Genomic DNA, 5,211 nt, shown 5'->3' on the forward strand with positions numbered 1-5,211 from the left:
ATCCATAGTCAGCCGATTGACCCGATCCAGATTCAAGTATTTATTTACTTCTGGGAAACTAAAATAATTGCTACTCTAGCCTATGTCCCGCTTAGTCGCACAACCTCAACATCAGAAACTAACCATGCGGCTAACTCGTAGTTTTAGTCGCTTAGAAGATTTTGGATTTAGCCTGACGGGATTATTAGTCTGGCCGGGAACGGTGATTGGAATGGATTATGCTTTAGGCCCTCAAGCACTATGGGTTTGGTTACCTGCTGTTATTGTGGCGATCTTACTCAATCTCCAATTAGCTCGGTTGGGCAGTTATTGGCCGGAGATGTCAGGCGGCACATCCAACTACGCAACCCGCTTGCTAAAGTCTTATCCAGGTTTGGGTTTATATGCAGCCAGTGGTTACTTCATTAGTTGGGCAGCTCTGATTCCCATTAATGCTATTGTTTTGACGGATTTAATTGCAGCGCTCCTAACGCCCTATAGCATTGAGATCCCCAATACAGCTCTCAATATTGGCTTTACCTTAATTGCCTTTATCTTAGCGTTCAGTGGCAACCGCGCCCTAGCCATTCTACACCTGATCTTTATGCTGCCGGCGATCGGCTTCCTCCTAGTTTTTGCGATTCAGGGATTGGGGTGGTTAGTTCTGTCTCCGGACAGTCCAGGCTTTTTCCCCGATCGCTGGTCTCCTTTCGCGCCAGTAGAATGGGCAAAATGGTATTTAGTCGCCGTCTATGCTGTTTATGGTAGTGAAGGTGCAACGGCCTTTATTGCTGATAGTCGCCAACCCAGTTCAGCACTCCACTATCTGAAACTGACCGCTGGACTATTGCCCATTGTCTATATTGGCGGCTCTTGGGTGGTTATGAGATTGGATAGAGATCTCACATTCGGAGACGATACTCTGCTCAACCTGATCCAAAGCGCTCAGTCCTTTTGGGGAGACTCGGCCACCGTATTAATTGTATTGCTTATTGCCTTTGCCTCTTTGCTCAGTTGTGCCACCACAGTCGCCCTAAGTGCTAGAGTTCTCTACCAACTTGCTCTTGATGACTATATTTCCCCAGTATTTGGCGTGGTTTCCCGTCGAGGCGTTTTAGGGCCTGCCCTCACTGCCACATTAATCATTAGCATCGCTTGCTTAATTTGGGGAAATGTTTTGCGGATTATCTCCATCACCGGAATTGGCTATCTCGTTTCCATGATGGTGCTTCATCTGGGACTATGGCTCAATCGTGAAAAGCCCGAAGTGCTTTGGCCGTGGTGGTCTCTCGGTTTTCTGATCGTCGAAACCCTGGTGCTGGTGGTTGGCGGTTTAGCTTGGAGCGTGACTGATTTTTGTGTGGGTTTAGCCATCCCAATCGTACTGATTTTAGGCGATCGCGCGATCGATCGATTGTCCTTAAAACTGCCCATTTTTCAGCCCACTTGGTGGAACAAGCGCTATCAAATGAGGCCAGCCGGAGATTTTAATGATTTTGTTGGGCTTCAAGTCTCGGTATTGATCTTTCTCGTTTGCGGGGCAGCAGCACTCGGTTGGTTGATGAGTTCTCGATTCCACTGGCTGCCCCCAGAGATCCGAAATAGCGTGCTGGTGATTGTTATCTTAACAGTGGGATTTGTAGGAGTAGCGATCGCCTGTTGGACAAGCTTACCTCAAGTTGCTAGAATTGCCGAAGCCAGAGAACAAGCAGAACTTTTATTTACCATTGCCCAAGATGCCATCGGAGCGATCGACCGCCTGGGAGTCATTCGCCAAGTTAACCCAGCCATGACCGCATTGTTTGAAACCGATAGACGCGACCTGATCGGCCGCCCCCTCAAAGACTATCTAAGAAATTTGCCGGATACTGTAGAACGCTGGCCGCGATTGAGCGAACAGCAATTAATCTTAGGGGAACGGGCGATCGTCCTAGAAATGTCCACCTCAGAATTAACCCACAACTTTTTTGAAGAAAATGTCATTATTCTGCGAGATATTACTGAACAAAAACAAGCTGAAACTGCCCTACGAAAATCAGAGTCCCAACTCAGAGAGCAAGCGCAACAATTAGAATTGAGAGTTGAAGAGCGCACTGCCGAACTCCAACTTGCCAAAGAAAAAGCCGATACTGCCAGCGCTGCAAAAAGCAACTTTATTGCCAGCATGAGTCACGAACTGAGAACGCCCCTCAATGCCATTCTCGGTTTTTCCCAACTGATGATTCGCTCCCCAACCCTGCCAGAAGAACACCAAGAAAACGTGAGCATTATCAACCGTAGTGGAGAACATCTACTCACCTTAATTAACAATGTTCTCGACCTCTCGAAAATTGAAGCTGGACGAACCACTCTGAATCCCAAGAACTTTGATTTGTATCGCTTACTCTCCGATATAGAAGATTTACTACACTTGAAAGCAGAGGCAAAAGGGCTACACTTAGGAATAGAATGGGAGCCGGATTTAAACCGGTATATTTGTACCGATGAACTCAAAGTGCGCCAAATTCTGATTAACTTGATTAACAATGCTATTAAATTCACAGAAACGGGAGGAGTATCGGTGAGAGTCGCACCTAGTTCCACCTACTCTGATACCCAGGTTAAACTAATTTTTGAAGTAGAAGATACCGGAGCTGGAATTGCAGAACAAGAATTAGACCAGCTCTTTGAAGCATTTTCCCAAACCACCAGCGGCAAAAAGGCCCAAGAGGGAACCGGATTAGGCCTAACGATCAGCCGTTCCTTTGTCCAATTGATGGGAGGTGAGCTGACAGTTCGCTCCCAGGTTGGAAAAGGCACAGTCTTTCAATTTGATATCAACGCTATTCCTATAAAACAAGACCAAGTCGAAGCGCGCAAACCCAAACAGCATGTTATCGCCCTCGAACCCGGTCAACCTCGCTACCGGATTTTACTGGTCGATGACAAGCCTTTGAATCGCAAGTTATTAAACCAATTGCTATCTCCCTTGGGGTTTGAACTTAAAGAAGCCAGCAATGGTAAAGAAGCCATAGAAACTTGGCGCAATTGGGAACCCCACTTGATTTGGATGGATATGAGGATGCCAGTTCTGGATGGATACGAAGCAACACGCCGGATTAAAACCACAATTAAAGGACAAAATACGGTAATTATTGCCCTAACTGCTAGTGTCTTAGAAGAAGAGAGAGCAGTGGTCGTCTCTGCTGGCTGCGATGACTTTCTACGCAAACCATTTCGACAAGAAGAAATCCTGGAGGCTATACAGAACCATTTAGGGGTGCGCTATGTTTATGAAGGCCCCGAAGAAATTGACACTTCCAGTGCAACTTCCACAGAAAATAGATTAACCCGAGAAGCGTTGATGGAACTCCCAGAGACTCTCCGGCAACAATTACAGGAATTGTTACTCACGGGCAATCTTAAGCTGTTGGCCATAGTTCTAGACGAGATTGCTGCTGACGATCCCCCTTTAGCTCAGGCGATCAAAGCATGTTGCGATCGCTTTGACTATCAGAAAATTCTAAATTTACTGACCGAATAATATAAACCTCTATGAATAGTGAGCAAATGAACGGCGATTCAGGCAATATCTTAATTATTGATGATACTCCCGCTAACTTACAACTATTGATGGGTTTGTTATCAGAGAAAGGATACACCGTTAGACCCATTCCGAGCGGTAAGTTAGCCCTCCAAGGCATTCATTTAGACTATCCAGACCTGATATTACTGGATATTTCCATGCCAGAGATGGATGGCTACCAAGTCTGTCAGCATCTCAAAGAGGATGAAAGAACGCGAGATATTCCGGTGATTTTCGTCAGTGCTTTTGATGAAGTGCTGGACAAATTGAAGGCCTTTGAAGTCGGTGGAGTCGATTATATTACTAAGCCGTTTCAGGCGGAAGAGGTTTGGGCGAGGGTAAAAACCCATCTCTCTTTGCACCGCTTACAACAGGAATTACAGCAAAAAAATGCACTTCAAGATCTAAAATTAGCGGAACAAAATGTGCTACTGCAACAGACCAACCAAGAATTGTGCCGACGCTTAGAGCAACTTCAAGAAGCCCAACTGCAATTAGTCCAAGGTGAAAAAATGGCTACATTAGGTCAGTTAGTGGCAGGAGTCGCCCACGAAATTAATAATCCTCTCTGTTTTATTGGTGGGAATATCGGTGCTGCACAAGACTATTTGCAAGACTTGCTCGAAATTCTGGCTCTCTATCAAGAAAACACGTCCCCTCCTGAGTCAATTCTGGACGAGATTGAAGATTTTGATCCTGATTTTATTCGGGAAGATTTTCCTAAACTGATTGAATCGATGCAAACGGGATGCGATCGCATTCAAAATATTAGTACGTCGTTGCGAACTTTTTCTCGCAGTGATGCTGGTGAAAAAGTTAAATTCAATCTCCATGAGGGTCTAGATAGCACTCTCTTAATTCTCAAATATCGACTGAAAGCCAATGAAGAACGACCCGCTATTGAGATCGTGAAAAACTATGGCGATATTCCTGAAATGAACTGTTATGTTGGCCCCATCAATCAAGTATTTATGAATCTTTTGTCTAATGCTATTGATGCCTTGGATGAAAGCAATGCAGGAAAACCATTTACAGAAATTGAAACGAAACCCAATTGCATTACTATAAGCACAGAATTTAGTCAAGATAAAAAATGTATAATCGTTAGAATTGTGGATAATGGCAGGGGAATGCCAGAAGAGGTGAAAACGAAAATATTCGAGCAAGGATTTACAACGAAGGCGGTGGGAAAAGGTACAGGGTTGGGACTGGCGATCGCCTACAAAATTGTCCAAGAACAACATGGTGGGACAATAGCTTTCAGATCGGAATTGGGTAAAGGGAGTGAATTTACGATTACTATTCCTGAATTAAATGATACAGAGATAAAAAATGGATAGGTTAGTGCGATCGCCAAAACCAGGTTATGGACTCTTCAGCAAGATAGGAGGAATGGGATCGCCACGCAGGAGCGATCGCGATCTCTACTGGAATCTAAATATAAAGGCTATAATCTAAATTTCGCCAAAAGTACATAGACAAATGGTCTTGAAGTTACCTGTTGATGAAATTAGGTAAAGCAGACCCGTACCACCAGCAGAAGTAAACTATACTTCTGAACAGGACAAAGGCACTTCTTTGGCGATCGCTATCCCTAATAAAGACTAGACTAATGACCCCAACACTTCCTGGCTATCAAATTGGCTCAAAAATCTATGAAGGAGAGC

At 44.7% G+C, this 5,211-nt stretch carries 2 protein-coding genes; both read left to right on the forward strand.

Annotated features, from left to right (window positions below):
- Positions 1-124 precede the first annotated feature (124 nt).
- Positions 125-3,502 carry an amino acid permease gene (locus tag AC3A14_RS20040; protein ID WP_487779124.1) on the forward strand — a complete coding sequence of 1,126 codons (3,378 nt, stop codon included), beginning with the start codon at positions 125-127 and terminating at the stop codon, positions 3,500-3,502.
- Positions 3,503-3,513: 11 nt separating this feature from the next.
- Positions 3,514-4,884 (forward strand): hybrid sensor histidine kinase/response regulator, encoded by a 1,371-nt coding sequence (locus AC3A14_RS20045; protein ID WP_318736890.1) that lies wholly within the window; start codon positions 3,514-3,516, stop codon positions 4,882-4,884.
- Positions 4,885-5,211: the final 327 nt, after the last annotated feature.

Source organism: Roseofilum sp., from assembly GCF_982964205.1.

What these genes read in the sequence shown, in the direction of transcription:
- AC3A14_RS20040 (WP_487779124.1), top strand. Translation starts at nt 125, where the DNA reads ATGCGGCTAACTCGTAGTTTTAGTCGCTTAGAAGATTTTGGATTTAGC.
- AC3A14_RS20045 (WP_318736890.1), top strand. Translation starts at nt 3,514, where the DNA reads ATGAATAGTGAGCAAATGAACGGCGATTCAGGCAATATCTTAATTATT.